General features: G+C 46.1%; 14 protein-coding genes. 3 read left to right on the forward strand and 11 right to left on the reverse strand.

The genetic code is table 11. The features are described from left to right. The first annotated feature begins 64 nt into the window (after positions 1–64). Positions 65–613, forward strand: a complete 549-nt coding sequence (locus BMX45_RS30690) for a TetR/AcrR family transcriptional regulator (protein WP_090914543.1) — start codon at positions 65–67, stop codon at positions 611–613. A 226-nt stretch (positions 614–839) separates the two neighbouring features. Here BMX45_RS30690 and BMX45_RS30695 read toward each other — a convergent pair whose 3' ends face one another. The 7 genes from BMX45_RS30695 to BMX45_RS30725 all read right to left on the reverse strand — a co-directional run bounded on the left by BMX45_RS30695 (position 840) and on the right by BMX45_RS30725 (position 7899). Next, a complete protein-coding gene (locus BMX45_RS30695; RefSeq protein ID WP_090914545.1) occupies positions 840–1616 on the reverse strand; it encodes an NAD-dependent epimerase/dehydratase family protein in 777 nt (258 codons plus the stop codon). A 251-nt stretch (positions 1617–1867) separates the two neighbouring features. Further along, complete coding sequence (locus BMX45_RS30700; RefSeq protein WP_175495244.1) at positions 1868–2512, reverse strand: glycosyltransferase; 645 nt, start codon at positions 2510–2512, stop codon at positions 1868–1870. Between the two features lie 157 nt (positions 2513–2669). Next, entirely contained in the window at positions 2670–3302 is a 633-nt protein-coding gene (locus tag BMX45_RS30705) for a Vat family streptogramin A O-acetyltransferase (protein ID WP_090914549.1), read from the reverse strand. A gap of 239 nt (positions 3303–3541) precedes the next feature. After that, positions 3542–4915 carry an amino acid permease gene (locus tag BMX45_RS30710; protein WP_090914551.1) on the reverse strand — a complete coding sequence of 458 codons (1374 nt, stop codon included), beginning with the start codon at positions 4913–4915 and terminating at the stop codon, positions 3542–3544. 233 nt (positions 4916–5148) lie between these two features. Then, positions 5149–6027: a metallophosphoesterase family protein gene (locus tag BMX45_RS30715; RefSeq protein WP_090914553.1), complete on the reverse strand. Its 879-nt coding sequence runs from the start codon at positions 6025–6027 to the stop codon at positions 5149–5151. An 88-nt stretch (positions 6028–6115) separates the two neighbouring features. Further along, positions 6116–6952 (reverse strand): EamA family transporter, encoded by an 837-nt coding sequence (locus tag BMX45_RS30720; RefSeq protein ID WP_368087191.1) that lies wholly within the window; start codon positions 6950–6952, stop codon positions 6116–6118. 179 nt (positions 6953–7131) lie between these two features. Next, on the reverse strand, positions 7132–7899 hold the full coding sequence (locus BMX45_RS30725) for a DeoR/GlpR family DNA-binding transcription regulator (RefSeq protein WP_090914555.1): 768 nt from the start codon (positions 7897–7899) through the stop codon (positions 7132–7134). Between the two features lie 254 nt (positions 7900–8153). Between BMX45_RS30725 and BMX45_RS30730 the strand changes: the two genes are divergently transcribed. Beyond that, positions 8154–9316 (forward strand): IS3 family transposase gene (locus BMX45_RS30730; RefSeq protein ID WP_368087192.1). Its coding sequence is split into 2 segments (ribosomal slippage): positions 8154–8418 and positions 8418–9316, totalling 1164 coding nucleotides; the frame shifts between segments, so codons are not numbered across the junction. Between the two features lie 71 nt (positions 9317–9387). Here BMX45_RS30730 and BMX45_RS30735 read toward each other — a convergent pair. The 3 genes from BMX45_RS30735 to modA form a co-directional block, all read right to left on the reverse strand. After that, positions 9388–10374: a phage baseplate protein gene (locus BMX45_RS30735; RefSeq protein ID WP_090914558.1), complete on the reverse strand. Its 987-nt coding sequence runs from the start codon at positions 10372–10374 to the stop codon at positions 9388–9390. A gap of 228 nt (positions 10375–10602) precedes the next feature. Beyond that, positions 10603–11262 carry a molybdate ABC transporter permease subunit gene (modB, locus tag BMX45_RS30740; protein ID WP_090914560.1) on the reverse strand — a complete coding sequence of 220 codons (660 nt, stop codon included), beginning with the start codon at positions 11260–11262 and terminating at the stop codon, positions 10603–10605. Positions 11263–11273: 11 nt separating this feature from the next. After that, positions 11274–12113 carry a molybdate ABC transporter substrate-binding protein gene (gene modA / locus BMX45_RS30745; protein ID WP_090914562.1) on the reverse strand — a complete coding sequence of 280 codons (840 nt, stop codon included), beginning with the start codon at positions 12111–12113 and terminating at the stop codon, positions 11274–11276. Between the two features lie 223 nt (positions 12114–12336). Between modA and BMX45_RS30750 the strand changes: the two genes are divergently transcribed. After that, complete coding sequence (locus BMX45_RS30750) at positions 12337–13287, forward strand: helix-turn-helix transcriptional regulator (RefSeq protein ID WP_090914564.1); 951 nt, start codon at positions 12337–12339, stop codon at positions 13285–13287. Between the two features lie 80 nt (positions 13288–13367). Here the strand turns inward: BMX45_RS30750 and BMX45_RS30755 are convergent. After that, positions 13368–13667 (reverse strand): IS3 family transposase (locus BMX45_RS30755; RefSeq protein WP_139212500.1); only part of this gene is annotated, 300 nt, incomplete at its 5' end.

Genomic DNA, 13667 nt, shown 5'->3' on the forward strand with positions numbered 1-13667 from the left:
TGAGATATCAACAAGATCATCAAAAGTGTTCATTATGTTGGGAAGGACAGGGGGTTAATACAAGATGGCAAAAGTGGATCGTAGAATCCTAAAAACGCAAGAAGCCTTAAGAAAAGCCGTCATTGAATTGATGGCCGACAAAAACTTCGATGACATAACCATTCAAGACATCGCAGACCAGGCAAATTTGAATCGCGGCACGATTTATCTGCATTATCAGGACAAGTATGATTTATTGAATCAAATCATGGAGGCACACATTCATGAATTAAAAGAGATGGATACATGGGCGTGTGAAATGGAATGGGAGGATGCTCTCGTGCCGTATTTCGAATATTTTGAAAAGAATTATGTGCTTTTTTCAACCATGTTGGCGTCCAAAGGCGCCCCTTCCTCTTTCAGAACGCGGCTGCTTACGTCTTTCATGGAAGGATTTAAAGGTGAGATCGACAACGAAAGCGGTAAAAATGCGGAATTACACGAAGATGTGATGCTGCAATATGCCGGGACTGCTTATGTCGGGGTCATTGAATGGTGGATCCGAAACGGAATGCCTTACTCGCCGAAAGTCATGGCCAAACAAGTGGGGACCTTGTTAGCAAGAAGTCTTTAATCGGCGTACGTTCGGCCGGGGCAGCTGATCACGAAATCGAAATGTTCCAATGGGAATGACACGAAGGATAATCCTGAAAATAAAAAAAGCCGCATGATTAACGCGACTTTCGGAAGTCAAACCTCTTATCGTTCATCATATCCGCTTGGCTGCTGTATGAATGCAAATATCCTGCAGGCATCACCGATCTACCGAAACGCAGGTTACAGATGCTTCTTCGAAGCTGTTATTGTTGCTGGCCACCCTGATAGACCGTCTCATCCTGACGTACTTTTCTTCCCGCCGCCTTGGCTAACTCAAGCAGCTTTGCTGCGTCGTCCTGAGGTTTGTATCCGATCAATTCTTCCAGATAATCGATGTTATAATAGTTATCCGTATTGGCGGAGGTGCCGTACAAGTTCAAATACGGTAGTTTGTCATCTGCTTCAATGCAGCAAACGATCAGTTGAAGCATATCGCGTTCCGATATCCAGATATGCCCGGCGCGCTCTGAATGAGGTCGATCGTCTCCGGGGAAGTTGCCGATTCGAATATTAATCGAAGAGATCTTGCCCTGATCTGAATAAAGCCGGCCCAGCAGTTCGATATAGCATTTGCTGAGTCCGTAAAAGCTATCCGGGCGGTACGGATCGTCTGGCTCTACCTTTTCGTAAACCTTGTAATAACCGGTCGCGTGATTGGAGCTGGCAAATATCAAACGCCGCACGCCATTCTGCACGGCTGCCTCAAACAACTTGTATGCACCGCTCACATTTCCCTCCAGTACCTTACCGAGAAAATCACCGTTGTCCTTAATCCAGGCAAAATGGAGCACCGTATCGACTCCTTGCGTAAGCTCTGCCAGCCGCGCCTCGTCCACGATGTCCAGCTGCACGATACCCTGCCTATCGTCCGCCTCAATATCCGCACCGATGATGTCATACCGGCTGTCTTTTTGCAACCCCTTGTAAATTACGTTCCCTATGGTGCCCGCCGCTCCGGTTATCAAAAGTTTGCGTTTCATTCGTTTCAAGCCCCTTTCCCATTGATCGTCACGTTTTTGCTGTGCTGTTAGTTATTACCCGTTGGGAGAGGGATGTATACGATCATGTTTTGGGTTCCCTCTTGCGGAAAGCGAAAAACGGCTAATAGATCTATCTCTTGGTACCGTTAATGATCATAAGCTCCTGCTTTGGCAATTACAAAAAGCCCCAAGGATGCGGCTAGTGTAATTGTATGTTCTTCTTTAACGCGATTCTGGCAGTCGAGTAATCCTTAGAATTTTTCAGGGAATTGCTTGACAATGCCTTCTGTCAGAATATCCGCTAAATGAATCATATGGATCTCGTTTTTGTCGGTTGCAGCAATATCCGCTTTCCAATCTCCCTTGATACAGCTAACGACGATTTCCGTAATCAATTGGAGATGCGTATACAACATATCCTGGAGCTCCTTAAACTGCCAGTTCGGATTCGCTGCGCTTAAGAATTTGGCGATATCGTCAGCGTTTTTGTGCCAATCCGCCTCTAATTTGTCCACTTCCGACTGTTTGCCGGCCTTGGCCGCAGCCACGATTTTCACTGCAATCCGAATATGTTCTCTCATTAGATCGGCAAGCTTATTCCCGGCGGCTTCCCCATAGTAAGGTTTGATCACGTTGCCAATGTCCTGCTGGTTTCGCATAAGCCGGTCCAGAACGTCCTTCTGATCAGGACGATTGGATATGGCACTCACGATATAGCTTCTTGTCCATATCGTATGATCGATCCAAACCTTCTCCATTTCGCCTTTCAATCGGACTACTTTGGGACTTATGCAATCCGTATTCTTCTTCTCGCCCACCATGGCTTGCACAGGCGCTACGGCCTGAGTCATGATTACAAACACTAAGGTTAACGCTAGCAACCATTTATTTTTCACATGTATCTGCTCCTCTGAATGGTTTGGAATAAATAGGCTGTATTATTATGATGTAAGGTTCCAATTTTTATCCAGAGGATCATGTTCACGGTGCCATGGTGTTCTGCAAAGCCGCTCAATAAGTAGATTCACCCATGAGATGCTTATCATGAGCAATTTATATTTCCTTGATTTTAGTCAGATCTCCGCTGCATAACGTTTCAAGATGGTCAAAAATTTTCCGAGCAGGCCAATCCCACCATTGGATGGCAAGGAGATGGTCAATGAGATCGTCATCAAATCGTTTCTTAATCACCCTGCAAGGGTTCCCGCCTGCAATATGATAAGGGGGGACATCTTTTACAACAACCGAATTGGCTGCTATGATAGCTCCGTCGCCGATGTGTACACCGGGCATTACGGTGACGTTTTGACCAATCCAGACATCGTTGCCAATGACGGTGTCGCCTTTTAAGGGTAAGTCGGCTAGTGCCGGAGTCGATTTCTCCCAACCGTTGCCCATGATGTTAAACGGATAGGTAGTCACACTGTGCATTCGATGGTTGGCGCCATTCATGACGAATTCAATCCCCTTTGCGATAGCGCAAAACTTTCCGATAATCAGCTTGTCTCCAATAAATTCATAGTGATGCGTGACATGCTCTTCGAATTTTTCGGCACCGTTTAGATCGTCATAATAGGTATAGTCGCCGACAATAATATTGGGACGTGTCACTACGTTTTTAATATAGCAAATACTTTTAATCGCCTCATTCGGGTAGATTGCGTTAGGGTCAGGCCCATATTGCATATAGGATCCCTCCTTCGTTTTATATCCATCATGAGTTGTTCAGCGTCGTGTTCCTATCCATGAGGACCGATACCGGGAGACAACATTAACCTATTCAATTTCGACGTTTAGATTGGTTATCCTGTTTGAATCCTACATAAGATCACTCGAGCTCGTACCTCAAAATGAAAACATCCCATTTCCACTTTGGTGAGAATGGGATGTTGATTCATTTCATTATTGGATGTTTTGCCCATTCATTAGTTGCTTGACTCATGGTTTTTTTGTGCCTTGTTAACCCCGGAAGCATAATAACTGAACACGACAATACCCAAGAATACAATGCCTGTAATCAGGGAAATCCGAGTTTCATCGTTGATCCACATACCGACCAGCACCATAAGCAAAAAGGCAATCGTCACATAGTTGGTCACCGGTGCGAAAGGCATTTTGAACGGATGATCATCCAAGGCACTCCCCTTGGTTCTTCTGAAATTGATTTGACTGATCAAAATGACGAACCAGGGCACCATGCCGGGAAGCACGCTGGCGCTGTACACATGCACGAACAGATTTTCCGGTGCGATATAACTTAATAACACGCCAAGGCCCAACCCCGCGAGTACGCCGATCGTTCCCAGCAGGGGCACGCCGTTACGTGACAGTTTCGTAAATATTTTCGGTGCCTGTCCATTGACTCCTAATGTATACAACATGCGTCCTGCGCTAAATATCCCGCTGTTGCAGCCCGACATGGCGGCGGTGATGACAACAAAGTTGATGATTCCAGCTGCCGCAGTAATGCCGACTTTCGCAAACGTGGCAACGAACGGACTGCCGAGGGCTTGCAGCTGATTCCAAGGGTAGACCGTGACAATCACAAAAATCGCGCCGATATAGAAGATCAAAATGCGCCAGATAATGCTTTGCGTCGCGCTCATTAACGTTTTTTGCGGGTTTTTGGCCTCACCTGCCGTAATTCCTATCAGCTCGACGCCTTGATAGGCTCCGATCACTAACGAGAGAGCAAAGAAAAAGCCTGACCATCCGCCGGTAAAAAAGCCCCCATGCTGCCATAGGTTGGAAAATCCGATCGCATTGCCGCCATTGCCTAATCCGAACAAAATCAGACCAAGCCCGGCAACAATCATCAAGACGATGGTTACGATTTTAATCATGGCAAACCAAAACTCAAATTCACCAAACGATTTTACGGAGAACAGGTTGGCTGCACCGAGAATCGCCATAGCGACGAGCCCTGGTATCCAAGCGGGCAAATCCGGAAACCAGTACTTCATGTATGTTCCAACGGCAATAATCTCCGCCATCCCGACGATCACCCATTGGAACCAGTTGCTCCAAGCCGTCACGTACCCCGCCAAGGGATGAATGTACTTGTGGCCAAAGGTCGCAAATGATCCCGTGCTCGGTTCTATGTACTGCATTTCTCCCATTGCGCGCATAATGAAGAATATAAAAATCCCTACAATTGCATACGCAAGCATCACCGATGGACCTGTCCATTTGATCGTGCTTGCCGAACCCATGAATAACCCGACACCGATGGTGCCGCCCAGAGCAATCATCTGGATGTGGCGAGCTTCGAGTCCCCTCTTTAATTCATTGTTTTTCATTCCAAGTTTCCCCCTCTGCTACTCTCTTGGCTGCCAATTTGAACAAGAGCAAAATCTAAACGCTGGTATGTAAGCCTAGATCCAATTGTAGTATCTTTTTCCTGTGAAAACAATTATATTCATTTGGTAATCCTGCAGCGGAGACGGACAAACCCTCCATTGACTCGACAGCCCCGTTCAATCATCATGAACCGATGTCATTGAATGGAGGGTTCTATTGTAGGCGTTTCCAATTATTCGGATTGCTCAGGGATGTTACATTCAAACCGGACATTCTCCAGCCACTTGCCTGCAGCGAAATCCCGGCCTCTGACGATTACACGATCTGCATAAACCTCGACGAACAGACCCTGGCTCCCATCTTTATGCTCGTCTTTATCCGTCCATAGGTACGCGACAGAGGATCCGTTAAACATATAAGGCAGTTGTTCCTGTCCATCGAACATCGTATGCTGCGCCTCCAGCTCCCAGTGAGTATGCCCCGTGAACAGAATGGCATGCCGGTGTTTAGCCAGAACTTTCTTGAGCGCTTCGTCCTGAGCAACGCCGTACCACCGCTGCGACTCATAAGATCCTGCAACCGTGTCTTTGAGCGGCTGATGCAGGAAGACGAAAGCCGGTTGAACCGGGTTCTTGCTTTCGGTTAGTTTAGTATCGAGCCATGTCAGCTGAGTTTCGGACAAGGAAGCAAACAGCTCCAGCCCCTCCTCGGTTCCGAGGAAGATAAAGTGGTACCCGTTAACCCAATGATCGTGATAGGGTCCGCTCATACCCGTGGCATCCAGATAAGCTCCCAAACGTGAAGGCCAATGCCCCAGACCGACATCGTGATTGCCAGCAGCAAAATAACTGACCGGCAATCCTGCCCCATGCTCTCGCCATATTCTGCGAAACTCCGCATATTCCTCCGTACTCCCCTGGTCGATTAAATCGCCTGCGTGCATAATGCCGTCACTGTCCGGCGCCATTCGTTTAATATCTTCTAATGCCCTCGCCAAATTACAATTGTAGGTATGTCCGGGGTCCGCTTTCACGTGCGTATCGGTGATAACCTGAAATCGGAGCAGCACGTCCCCTTTCCGGTTTTCTCCTTCTTGATTCCGCTTGTTCAAACTACTCAGTCCTCCTTCAAAAAGGATGTCGAATATGGCCGACGCGTTATCCTCGTGTTCACCGCAACGGTGAAATGCCGTCTGCTAATCATATGCCCAGCATGCCTATGAGCAAGATTCCAATAAAGATAATGCCGGCCGATACGATCCGCAGCCCTCCTTGACCTTCCTTCAGCAGCAATACGCCCAGCAAGGTGCCGAATACGGTTCCAATCTCTCGAAGAGGCGCTATGTATATTAACGGGGACATACTCATGGCAAACAAGAACAACAAATATGAACCTGGAGAAAGGATCGCGCCAACTGCAAGCCATTTTCCATGTTCTCGTATCTCTCTTACCCAGCGGATTTCGCCAAAACGGATAAACGGGGCCAGCCCCAGCATAAATCCGATATTGGATATTTCCAAGAGCAGCGTTGGCGAAAAATGCTGCAGATTCACTTTGTCTACCATCACGTACGCCATCGTGCAAAGCCCCACGGCTGCAGTATAGAAAAGAACCCTGTGAGGGGCATGAAATCGTTGCTTCCTCATAAAGATGCCGCTTGATAGAAAGAAACCAAATGCAATCAATCCGAGTCCTAGCCATCCCCAGACGGATAATCGCTCGTTCAAGAGAATGACTCCACAAAGAGGCAACAAGAAAGTGGAAATGCCTCTCATCATCGGGTAGACCTGGGATAGGTCGCCATAGGTTAAGGACTTGGACAAGAAATAGGCATATCCCCCTTGAATGAACACGGACAGGGATAACAAAAGATAAGCCGACATGGGTGGATTCGCTGTGACGATTTCGATCATAAAGCCCGGAAGCAGCATAAGCGTGGTGGGGATATAAATCATAAATAAAAACAACTGCTTATTCCCACTCGACTTTGTCAACATATTCCATACCGCATGCGCCATGCCAGAGGCTAGAACCAATAAAACTGCAATTGAAATTATTGCACCCCCTCGAAAACACTATGTTACACAATCATATGCTTATAATCACACATTTATACAACTCGAGATTGATCGTAGCATGAGGAATTCTTACTGTCAATTGATATGATGAGCAAAAAAAAGAACCTCGTCGGAAGGCTCCTCTTGTTCTTTTGAATTTATTGGCAATCGATATTGACCCCTGCCTCCCGATATTGTTCAAGGACATCATTCCCTAGCCCGGAGTCCGTCACAATCCGTTCAATCTGATCCAATCCGCAGACCGGTGTGAGCGAAACCGCGTTAAACTTACTGCTGTCTGCAAGCACGATGACCTTGTGTGCCCGGGCCAGCATTTTCTTCTTCAATTGAATCTCGCTTAACCCGTAATCCGTCAAACCTTCGGTCAGGGATATGCCACTCACGCTCATAAAGAAAAGGTCGGCATGAAACTGAGTGACAAAGGATTCGGCAAAATCGCCGACCACGCAATGCTCCGAGTTACGTACCACCCCACCGACGAAGATGATCGTGAAATGAGGTTTCTCCATAAGTATCGATGCGATTTGAAAGGAATTGGTCAGTATCGTCAATCGATCAAAGCGCGTCATCAATGCCTTGGCAAATTCGGTATTGGTGGTGCTTACATCCATGAACAAGGATTGCCCTTCTTCCACGTAGCGGAGGGCAATCTGGGCCAACTCCCGTTTCTCTTGATGCCTCTTCATTTCCCGCACGGTAAAAGGCAGTTCTTTCTGATAGTCCGCTGCCGGCAAGGTTGCCCCGCCATGAACCCTTTTTAAGAAGCCCTCCTGTTCCAGATATTCCAGGTCTCTTCGAATCGTCTCGAAAGAAACTCCGAATTGCGCAATTAAATCCGTTGTCTTGACCGATTGGTTTTCGTGAAGCAGTTTCATGATTTGTTGATGCCGATCATGTGCAAGCATTCGATATTCCTCCAATAAACGACTACCGTGTTTGAACTACTAATACAGAATACCACAAAAACACACAATCTCACATTGTTCTGTGATATTAAGACGGTGATAAGAAACGATTTATACTTGCTGGGGACTGCACATACTAGCTGCAATCTCGAAAAAAAGCCGCCATTACTGGTATTATCCCCTTTTAGTAGACAAGAGAAAAAAGACATCTGTTAAGATGGACTTAATCTTGCCTAATGAAGGGGATTTTTTGCATGGCTAAAAAAGGACAAACTTACCGGCGGTACTCCTTGGAATTAAAATTGGAGGCGGCCCGGCTGGTCAACGAAGAACATATGAGTATACGTGAAGTAGCGAAACGTTTGGGTATTCAAAACAAATCTCAAGTACAAGTGTGGGCGGCGAGAACGAAACGTGGAATGAGCCTAGAACCTGCCACATCCAAACGGGGACGCCCCAGAACGAAGTTTTCCAGTATGGAAGAAGAGATGGCATACTTGCGAGCGGAGATTGAATATTTAAAAAAGCAGTATCCAAATCTACACAAGGAGTGACGAGTAAAGCTGCTAGATTTCAGATCATAGAGGACTTGCGAGTACGCCATCGTCTTAGTTGGCTCTTGAAGTTAGCCGCGGTTTCCCGTTCAGGCTATTACAAGTGGAGAAAAAGCTTGCAAGCGGCAAAAGAACGTAGACAAAAGCAGCATGAATTGGAATCGCATCTGCTTGCCATCCATCGCATGCATCCCTACTTTGGTTATCTTCGAATGACGGTAGCTTTACGGAAGGAAGGCATTTGGGTCAACCACAAAAAGGTGTACCGATTAATGAAACAGTTAGGAATCTGTTCTGTCATTCGAAAGAAGCGTCGATTCTTTGGAAAACAAGCTTCTGTGGTAAATCCGAATCGGCTTCAGCGCCAGTTTAAAGCGGACACACCACGAACGAAACTGGTCACAGATATTACCTATATTCGTGCTGGAGAACAATTTGTGTACCTGTCTGTCATTCAAGATTTATACAATAACGAGATTGTAGCTTGGCATCTTTCGGAACGAAATGACCTCGCTTTGGTTCATGAAACGCTGGATAGACTCCGTCAGCACGTGGATGTGAGTGGGGTAATCCTACACTCGGATCAAGGATTTCAATACACGTCAAAACCATTTAACCGTAAACTGAAACAACTCGGCATGCTAGGCAGTCACTCTAGACGAGGAAATTGCCTGGACAATGCCTGTATCGAGTCGTTCTTCTCTCATTTAAAGACCGAGAAAATATACTTGAATGAGGCAGCAAACAAAGCAGAGGTTGAACAGCAAGTGAATGAATACATTCTGTTCTATAACCAGGACCGATTCCAGAAAAAATTAAACGACCGTTCCCCGGTAGAATACCGGGAAACGGTCGCAGCTTAAATCATGTCTTTTTTGTACTGTCTACTTGACAGGGTTATGACCATTACATGGCGACTTTTTCGTTGAAGTATTCAAAAAATCGTATCCGGCACATAGTAAATTTTCTGTGTGTTTTTCTTGTTTTTGGGATCCGTCACGATCGTAAAGTAAACCTTCCCGTTCTTGGTCTGAACGCCCTCGATTTCATGCTTTCCCACATTCGTAATTTTCACCAGGCTCTTGTAGGCGCCCGAGCTGGTCATCATGGCGATCTGCGGAGTTTGGCCTTCGGCTCCTCCCGAGGTGTAAATTTTGGAGCTCCCCAGCATATCTGCACCCTGAAACGATCCATTCGGTCTAATAATACGATTGCCGGATTGAGTGAAACTCGCTATGCTCGCTTTTACCGCTGCGGCACTGTCCATTCGAACCTGCTTTTTGCTGTCCAGAAGCTTGTTCAGGGCCGCTGTGCTGTATATGGACCAGGTGACGGTCTTTTCCTTGGTCTGTACGCGGAAGAACGTATATTTGCTGTTGCCGCCGCCGTCGACCCTATAGGTTGTGCCTAATCGTTTGCCGGTCTTGTTCGCGTAATTCATATAGACGAATCGGTCCAGCTTCGTATAATCGACCTTTGATCCCGCCTTATATTTTAGTCTTGCCACTTGGAGGGACCAGAATTGCTTAGTGGAAGAATCGGCTTTGGAACTGAAGTAGAAATAATGTTCCCCTTTGTACGTATACATATCAAGCGTTTGACAATGTCCGGTATTGGTGACGGTCATTTCGTCTACGTACTTCGCGTCTTTCCCGCTAATAAGCAGCCTGGAAAGATAGCATGTACCCTTAGACCGCTGTGTAACATAAATATACTTGTCTGCAATATATGCTTTTTGAACGGCTACATTATGCTTAAGCCCTTTAAGATTATAGGCGAGCTTAGCCGAAGCATTCACGGTTTTGGCTGGTGATGCGGCTGCAGCCGGCAGGATCGGCATGATAAGTAAAATAATGACGAGAACGAACGATGTAAAAATCTTTAAGTTCTTACCGCTGAGAGCAAAGCGCTCCTGAAACATTAAGATACCTCCTTTGGCATGATGTCTCACTGGGGTTGATTTGAAGCAGAGATAAATAGCTGACGACAGCTAATCACAATCCTCCTTTCGCTTTGCGCGTAATCAGCACTTTTTACGGCGATATGATGGTAAAATAAAGTGCTGTAACTAATGATTACCCTTTTTTAAAAATAAATCAATATTCATGAAGTTCCGGAACATCAAAAAAGCCGCTGTATTTAGCGACTTTTATTGATCACTTCGCCTCGTAAGAAGCAACATTATAAAGGAAATCATGATCATGGATCCTGTCCAAGCCCATGCCATCGTCGTATTGCCCGCATCAACCGCAACGAATATGGCCGTAGGAATGGTCTGTGTTTTGCCCGGAATATTGCCTGCTATCATTAACGTTGCTCCGAATTCACCAAGTCCACGAGCAAATCCAAGAATATAGGCAGTTACCAACGAGCGATAAGTCAAAGGAAGCGTTATATACCTGAAGACCTGCCACTCGTTAGCTCCATTTGAACGAGCTGCTTCCTCGACATCCCGATGGACAGAAGAAAACCCCACCTTCATCGTTTGGTAGACCAGCGGGAAGGCTACGACGACCGAAGCGATCACGGCAGCCCACCAAGTAAAAATGACGGGCGAGGCAAAGAGCCATTCTATCCATTGTCCAAACCAGCTTTTTCGACCAAGTATGACTAATAGAACAAAACCAACCACGGTTGGGGGAAGAACTAACGGGAGCATAAAGGCGGTCTCAAGAATCGTTTTCCCTTTGAAGGATTTGCGTGACATCCACCAGGCAGCAGCCACTCCTATCAGGACAACCGTTAGGCTGGACAGTACGGAAACCTGCAGTGACAGTTTAATCGGTAACCAGAATTCGTTCCAATTCATATCGACTCCAATCAATTCAGAACGGAGAATCCGTACTTCTCAAAGACGTCCAGCGCTTCTTGCGTCTGCAAATAAGTGTAGAAATCCTCAGCCTCTTTTCGATGTTTTGTTGCCTTTACGATTCCAATCGGATATTCAACAGGCGTGTATGTTGCGGGATCCACAGCAAAAGCAACCTTCACTTTGTCAGAGGTTAATGCGTCCGTTTTATACACAAACCCGACATCTGCATTACCCGTTGCTACATATTGAAGAACTTGACGTACGTCTTTACCTTGTACGATCTTGGATTGGAGCGAATCCCAGGAGTTCGTTTTTGTAAGTGCCTCTTTAGCGTAACTTCCCGCAGGCACACTTTCAGGAATGCCAATGGCAATGTTTTTTATATCAGACTTGGACAAGTCGGCAAAGCTTGCAACCGGTACTTGTCCATCCGCAGACACGACAGCCACCAACTCGTTGCTAAGAACATTTTTTTGTTGATTTGCATCAATCAGTTGTTTATCCACGAGCGCTTTCATGTTCTTGGCTGCGGCTGACAGGAATAAGTCGGCTGGTGCTCCCTGCTCAATCTGCTGCTGCAATGCGCCGGATGCGCCAAAATTAAAATTTAATGTGATATTTGGATGCTTCGTTTTATAATCCTCCTGGATTTCCTTTAGAGCATCTGTCATGCTTGCTGCCGCAGATACGGTCAGTTTAACCGTTTCCGTTGCTGCCGTAGTTTGCGTATTCTTATCCGCAGCTTGAGAATCGGTATGATCTTTTGCTGCCGTGCCGCAACCCGCCATTACTAATATCATGGATAATACAAGAGATAAAACCGCACTAAACTTTGCTGGTTTAATCATGGGTCCCCCTCCAAAAAACTATATTTAGTTATAATCAAGCATAAACATTATACTTTCATGCGCAATTCTTCGCAAACCAAATATATCTATTTATATCTAATTTAATGATATCTATATAATCGGAAAGGGGAGAAATCAGGAGAATCGTTTGAATTCATTCAATTGTGTTATAATTAGCCTCAAATGTTAAACCACTTATACAGTTAACCGGGAGGAACATGATATGTCCAATGACATGTCTTATACAACGGAGGAAATTGCCAAGCTCTTAAAAATATCCAAACTTACCGTGTATGATCTGATCAAAAAAGGGGAGCTGCCCTCTTATCGGGTCGGCAAACAAATGCGGGTGGATGCTGCTGACCTGGAGGCCTACAAACAAAGGACGAGAACGGTTCCGGTATCCAACCAACCTGTTGAGGTACATTCGCCTTCACCTATCCAACCGCCTACATTCACCAGTGGGAATCGCCCGATCGTCATTACCGGACATGACATTAGCCTAGATATTTTGGCCAAACATATGGAACAAACGATCCCCGCCATTCGGCCCTTGCGTTCATTTGTCGGCAGCCTCGACAGCTTAATCTCCATGTACAGAGGCGAGTCGGATATCGTCAGCACGCACCTCTTGGACGGAGATACAGGAGAGTACAATCTTCCGTATATTCGAAAGCTGCTCGTTGGTTCTTCCTATGTGGTCGTCAATCTTCTTTCCAGAAATGCAGGGTTATTTGTCCAGCCGGGGAACCCCTTCGGTCTTAAAGGGTGGTCTGATTTAGACCGTTCCGGGCTGCGATTCGTGAATCGCGAGAAGGGATCAGGCGCCCGCGTATTGCTCGACGAACAGCTCCGCCTTCACGGAATCAATCCGCAGCAGCTTTCCGGTTATGATCATATACAGACCAATCATCTCGGTGTGGCGACGAAAGTTGCTACCGGTGAAGCCGATGTTGGCGTTGGCATAGAGAAAGCTGCCTCAATAATCGGTCAAATTGATTTTATTCCTTTGATTCAGGAGCGTTATGATCTTGTGATACTTAAAACCACGTGGAGTCAGACTTGGATTCCGACCCTTTTGCAAATTCTGCAATCGGACACCTTCCAAAAGGAGCTGCGTTCGATTCCGGGGTTTGATGTATCCCGCACGGGAGAGGTCCTGTTTGAGACTTGAGCATGGCAGTAATTTGCATGCTTATAAATAAAAAGCCGCATCGTTGAAGAGACCCCCAAAAGTTAGACACGGTTATTTCATTAGGCAGCTTTCTCAAAATGAGTTCGGTACTGTACCGGACTCATTTTTAATTTTGCCTTTAACCGTTTGGTATTATAGTATTCAATGTATTTTTTCAGTTCTTTCTTAAAATGCTCCACACTTTCAAACTCTTTGTAGTACAGAAACTCCGACTTGAGGATACCGAAGAAATTCTCTATGACGGCATTGTCGTAACAATTCCCTTTTCGTGACATGCTTTGGAGAATGCCTCTCGACTTAAGCGCATGCTGATACGGCTTCATTTGGTAATGCCACCCTTGATCTGAATGAAGGAGAAG

It is taken from the genome of Paenibacillus sp. cl141a (assembly GCF_900109305.1).
GTDB lineage: Bacteria > Bacillota > Bacilli > Paenibacillales > Paenibacillaceae > Paenibacillus_AQ > Paenibacillus_AQ lautus_A.

What these genes read in the sequence shown, in the direction of transcription:
- BMX45_RS30690 (WP_090914543.1), top strand. Translation starts at nt 65, where the DNA reads ATGGCAAAAGTGGATCGTAGAATCCTAAAAACGCAAGAAGCCTTAAGA.
- BMX45_RS30695 (WP_090914545.1), bottom strand. Translation starts at nt 1,616, where the DNA reads ATGAAACGCAAACTTTTGATAACCGGAGCGGCGGGCACCATAGGGAAC.
- BMX45_RS30705 (WP_090914549.1), bottom strand. Translation starts at nt 3,302, where the DNA reads ATGCAATATGGGCCTGACCCTAACGCAATCTACCCGAATGAGGCGATT.
- BMX45_RS30710 (WP_090914551.1), bottom strand. Translation starts at nt 4,915, where the DNA reads ATGAAAAACAATGAATTAAAGAGGGGACTCGAAGCTCGCCACATCCAG.
- BMX45_RS30725 (WP_090914555.1), bottom strand. Translation starts at nt 7,899, where the DNA reads ATGCTTGCACATGATCGGCATCAACAAATCATGAAACTGCTTCACGAA.
- BMX45_RS30735 (WP_090914558.1), bottom strand. Translation starts at nt 10,374, where the DNA reads ATGTTTCAGGAGCGCTTTGCTCTCAGCGGTAAGAACTTAAAGATTTTT.
- modB (WP_090914560.1), bottom strand. Translation starts at nt 11,262, where the DNA reads ATGAATTGGAACGAATTCTGGTTACCGATTAAACTGTCACTGCAGGTT.
- modA (WP_090914562.1), bottom strand. Translation starts at nt 12,113, where the DNA reads ATGATTAAACCAGCAAAGTTTAGTGCGGTTTTATCTCTTGTATTATCC.
- BMX45_RS30750 (WP_090914564.1), top strand. Translation starts at nt 12,337, where the DNA reads ATGTCCAATGACATGTCTTATACAACGGAGGAAATTGCCAAGCTCTTA.